This is a genomic window from Rhodopirellula maiorica SM1 (genome assembly GCF_000346295.1).
Taxonomy (GTDB): Bacteria; Planctomycetota; Planctomycetia; order Pirellulales; family Pirellulaceae; genus Novipirellula; species Novipirellula maiorica.
Genome location: NZ_ANOG01000122.1, coordinates 1 through 4,191 on the forward strand (window position 1 = coordinate 1; position 4,191 = coordinate 4,191).

The following is a 4,191-nucleotide window of genomic DNA, read 5'->3' on the forward strand; positions in this document are numbered from 1 at the left end:
GCCGCCGGCGGCTTATTCGTGCTGCATCAACACACAGATCGCCGAAGGGGCATGCACTACGTTCTGGTTGTACGTCAATTCGCCTGTTTGTGGATCGACCGCGAACGAGGCCAGCGTGTGCGAGTTTTGGCCGGCCGCCAACAACCATCGGCCGCTGGGGTCGAGGTTGAAATTGCGAGGCGTGGCTCCACGAATCGGTTCCCGTTCGATCACCGACAATTCCCCGCTTTCGGAATTTACCTTGAACACAGTGATGGTGTCGTGCCCACGGTTGGCGCTGTAGACAAAGTTGCCATTGGGATGGACGCGAATTTCCGAAGCACTCTTGAAAAGCTCTTTTGCCAACTCGGATTTGGAAACGGTCGGAATCGTTTGCTTGGGCGTCATCGTTCCGTTCTCGGCATCGTAATCGAACACCGTGACGCTGAGATCGAGTTCGTTTAGCAAGAAGATCCATTTACCATTGGGATGGAATTTCATGTGTCGTGGCCCGCCACCCAGAGGAGCTTGGCCAAAACCATGCGGCTTCAGCGTGGCCGTGTCGGTGTCGACTTTGTAAATCATCACCTTGTCCAATCCGAGATCGGGAACAAAGGCAAATCGCTGATCGGGCGAGAAACCAGCCCAATGGGCGTGCGGTGCTTCTTGACGTTTCGGAACGATGCGTGATCCTCCTTCGTGTTTCATCAGCGAGGTGCGTTTGTCGATCGATCCATCGTCGCTGAGTGAAAATGCAGCAACCGATCCGCTGCCGTATTGCGCCGTCAACAGCATCTTTCCTTGCGAATCGACCGCGACATGAGCGGCGCCGCCGTCATCGATGGCAACCGAGTTCAGCAGCGTCAACTTCGCCGCTTTGCCGCTGCCATCGATCTTAAAAGCAGCGACCGACGCGGTGCCGCCAACATCGCCGACGGCGTACAACACCGAACCATTGGGATGCATGGCAAGGAAGCCGGGGCCGCCCATTTCTGTCGCCAACGTCGGATCCGAAAGTTTGCCGGTCTGAGTATTCAGAGTGCAGTGATAGATGCCCTTGCTAGGTTTGGCATTGCTAGTGCCGATCCAAACGCTAATGACAGCATTGTCGCCAGGTTGGGCCGCATTGGAGGGCGTTTGGGAACTCATGATTTGTCCTGCGATGAAGAAGCCAAACAACAGAGTTAATAAGGATGCGCGACGCGTCACGATGTTAGTTTCCTGGGGAATCGGGTGGGGGTGGGAGGGCAGTCGACAGACGAGGTGTCTGCCTCAGCAGCCACTAATCTAACCAACTTGTTCGCCCTTAGGGACGTCCACACCGCCAGTCTAGGCAAGCTCAGTCTAGGCAAGCTGCGATGACCTTTGCGGTTTTTCGGTTTTCATTAAAGATCGACCTTGTCGGGGCCGATCAATGATAAAGCTAGGTTGAAGATTCGAGGGGGGATTCCTCGAAATAACGCGATTCCTTGCAGCGTTTTTAGCTCGTATTTGCCTTCTTGCGAAATCGTGAGGCGTTGGGATCTCCACAAACCCAATCCTTCTGCGGTTCGATGCAAGGGGCGCAGGCTGATTCGCAACGCAAACGATCGCGAGTTTGTCATGTTGCGATTCGCTTCCACAAAAACACTCTGTCTCGTGCTCGGCCTCGGAATGCTCTCGTTCCAAGCTGGCTGTGTCGCACTGAATATCCCCAGCGAGCGTTTGGCGGATCCCGAAGACGGCGGCGGCATGCTGGGCGATTGGAAACACAATCGTTCCAAACGTATCGCCACCAAGTTGCACCATGCTTTCTCGGATCCGGTGGGGATCGAATCGACCGCCGTGTTCGCAGGCTCGGACGAGTTTGATCCTCATTTTGATCCTGGTTACGACCAAGGCATTCCCGGGCACAGCGGACCGCTGGACGCGTCGGGATTTCCGATCGAACAGGGGTGTATTGACGGCGGTGCTCTGGAGGTCGACTCGTTCGACTCGTCGGTCCAGCAAGACGGCTCGATCAAAGCCCCCGAAATCCCTTGGCCACGATTCCATTCGATTCCCACTCGCCCTGTCTTTGGGGGCACTCCGCACTAGGCTCTGTCGGAAAACCACCCCTCATCCTTTCCTTCTGCCCCCGCTATTTGCTGCCTACCCTCGCTATCCGCTGCGCACCGGGGCAGAAGGGACGTGAAGGCGTCGCTGCGCGACCCGTTTCTTCGTTTTCAGCCAGAGCCTAGCCGTCCCCAATGTGACTGCGACTTTTGGAGAGGGACGGAGCCCGCCAAATGGCTACGAACGCTCGAAAAAGTCGAGTTTTCTGCCCAGAATCGCTCACTCTTTCCTGACTTCGGATCACCGAAGATCCCGTTTCGTACTCAGGATGTTAAGCCTGGTAAACCTTGCGGCGTGCCTTTAAAACGCATCAAGCGAATGAGCCGATTGTTCCGATGCAAACAGCCATGCCGGTGATGCCGGTGTTTGGGCAGCGGGCGTTGTGGAGTCCGCTGATGATTGTGCATCCGAAAGATTCGGGTCTAGGGATATATGCTACCAACAACCCTACGTTGTCCGGCTGTCGGCCGCTTGATGTTTGCCAGCTTTGCCTTTTCGCTGGCAACTTCGACGCTGTCGCTGCCAGCTCAAACGCCGAGTGATTCGGACAAAAGCAGCAACCGCTCGCAGGTTTCCAGTACGCGTCAAACGCCAACGGTTCTGGCGATTCGCCGCGCCGCCCCGGCCGTGGTGAATATTCACGGTCAAAAGACGGTGCGGGCAACGGCCGCCGGTATGGCCGGGGCCAATGGTCCCGATTCGTTCCGTCAGGTAAACGGGATGGGAACCGGGGTGGTCATCGATCCACGCGGTTACGTGATCACCAACTTTCACGTGGTCGAAGATGTCGACGACATCTTGGTCACACTTGACGATGGCCAGACGACGACGGCCGAGTTGATCGCAGCTCGTGTCCGCAACGATTTGGCTTTGATCAAAGTCAACGTGGATCGTCCATTACCAACGATCCCACGGGGCACTAGCAGCGATTTGATGGTCGGCGAGAGTGTGATTGCGATCGGCAATGCATTCGGATACGTGCACACCAGTACGCAAGGTATTGTCAGTGCGTTGCATCGCGATGTGCCTGTGAACGAGTCACAAGAGTACCACGATTTGATTCAAATCAGTGCCGGGATCAACCCTGGAAACTCCGGTGGCCCGCTGTTGAACATTGACGGCGAGATGATCGGCGTCAACGTCGCCGTTCGTGTCGGTGCTCAGCAGATCGCATTTGCAATCCCGATGGATCAAGTGGTTGATATCGTCACCGAGATGATCGACGAGCATAATGAAAAGCGTTTATTGACAGGTCTGCGAACAAACGGCGGACCCCGCGACGGCGACGGCGTGACTGTTGCCAATGTCTCCGCTAGCAGCCCCGCCGCACGGGATGGGCTGAAGCCGGGTGACCGCGTGGTCCGCGTTGGTTCCCAGCCGGTGGATGACCGACTTGATTTTGCTTTGGCGATGCTGAACGTCAGCCCCGGAGAGCAGCTGGAATTTGCAGTCGAGCGAGGTGGGCGTCAAATCGATTTGGCGATGCGTACCGAGCAACCGCCTGCGTCAGCCGGCTCGACCGTCGAGGAAATGGCGTGGTCGCGAATCGGAATCCAAGTACGTCCGGTTGCCGAATCGACGATTCGCCGGCTGAACACACGGATGCGAACGAAGTACCGCGGCGGTTTGTACATTGCAGGTGTTCGCCCCGGATCGCCCGCCGATCAACAAGGAATCACCACCGGTGATGTCTTGTTGGGCATCCACGGTTGGCAGACTTCGAACATGGCCGACTTGGCTGGCATCCTCGAGCATCCCGACATGCAACGCGGCCCTAAGGCAAAGTTCTACATCGTACGTCGTGAACAAACATTGTTCGGACACTTGCAAATCGCAGCTCAAGCGGACAGCTCGGCTCGCCGTTAGCGTTTGATCCCAAAAGAGAATCATTCGTATCGTTTTTGATGCGAAGAGCCCGACGTGAACGTCCCGGGGCAAACTTGAGCTTAGTGACCCGCATCGCGATTCAAGTTTGCCGACCCAGCTGGGACGCGTGCGTCGGGCTTTTGTCGTAGCTATTTTTAGCGACAAGTGGCATCCGCGGTTGTCGTTGGCTGGTCGGGGTAGCGGAGCGGCGCGAGCCGCCCAGTCGAAATCGAACGTTTTTACCCGCTTCAA

The 4,191-nt window shown here is 56.5% G+C and carries 3 protein-coding genes; 2 read left to right on the forward strand and 1 reads right to left on the reverse strand.

Annotated features, from left to right (window positions below; all coding sequences use genetic code 11):
• Positions 1-12: 12 nt before the first annotated feature.
• The gene (locus RMSM_RS03570; RefSeq protein ID WP_236621993.1) at positions 13-1,188 is read right to left on the reverse strand and encodes a lactonase family protein; all 1,176 of its coding nucleotides are present in this window, start codon (positions 1,186-1,188) and stop codon (positions 13-15) included.
• Positions 1,189-1,581: 393 nt separating this feature from the next.
• On the opposite strand from RMSM_RS03570, the gene RMSM_RS03580 reads away from it, so the two are divergent.
• Both RMSM_RS03580 and RMSM_RS03585 read left to right on the forward strand, forming a co-directional pair.
• On the forward strand, positions 1,582-2,055 hold the full coding sequence (locus RMSM_RS03580) for a hypothetical protein (RefSeq protein WP_040763941.1): 474 nt from the start codon (positions 1,582-1,584) through the stop codon (positions 2,053-2,055).
• Between the two features lie 450 nt (positions 2,056-2,505).
• Positions 2,506-3,939 carry a trypsin-like peptidase domain-containing protein gene (locus tag RMSM_RS03585; RefSeq protein WP_144057348.1) on the forward strand — a complete coding sequence of 478 codons (1,434 nt, stop codon included), beginning with the start codon at positions 2,506-2,508 and terminating at the stop codon, positions 3,937-3,939.
• The last annotated feature ends 252 nt before the right edge of the window (positions 3,940-4,191 follow it).